This is a genomic window from Psychrobacter sp. 1U2, assembly GCF_051847575.1.
Genome location: NZ_JBPYDC010001606.1, coordinates 1 through 564 on the forward strand (window position 1 = coordinate 1; position 564 = coordinate 564).

Consider the following 564-nt stretch of genomic DNA (forward strand, 5'->3'; position numbering starts at 1 on the left):
TTTTGGCATGGCGAGATGATTATGCTAATGAGCCAGCTGTAGACACGGTATCAGAAACAGCAACGTCAGTCGGTGCTGACATTCCCTCTACAAGTGGTGCAGCAGGTGACATACCGGTACAGACACTACCTGTTGATTCTGGTGCTGTGACTACGACACCTGCCAAAAATGCAGGATTAATCACAGTTACAACTGACCGCTATGACATCAAAATCAATCCAGAAGGTGGTGATATCGTTTATGCTGCTTTAAAGCAGTATGATGCCACGCTTGATAGTGATGAGCCTTTCGTACTATTAGAAAATAACGGCAATCGTGTCTATGTGGCTCAGTCTGGTCTGATTGGTCAAGATGGTATTGATACAGCTGAAGGACGTGCAACTTATAGCCATACTGCAAATAATTATGTGATGGAAGCGGGCCAACAAACCCTGTCGGTACCGCTTACTTATAAAAAAGATGGCGTGACAATCACCAAAACCTTTACTTTTACGCAAGACAAATATCCGATTGATGTTAGCTATCAGATTCAAAACGCTTCTGCTAATGCCTGGCAAGGACAGA

1 protein-coding gene is annotated in these 564 nt (G+C 43.8%); it reads left to right on the plus strand.

Going from position 1 to position 564, the window contains the following annotated elements; all coding sequences use genetic code 11:
- Nucleotides 1-564 (plus strand): membrane protein insertase YidC (gene yidC, locus ACS8FD_RS23430; RefSeq protein WP_439277616.1); only part of this gene is annotated, 564 nt, incomplete at both ends.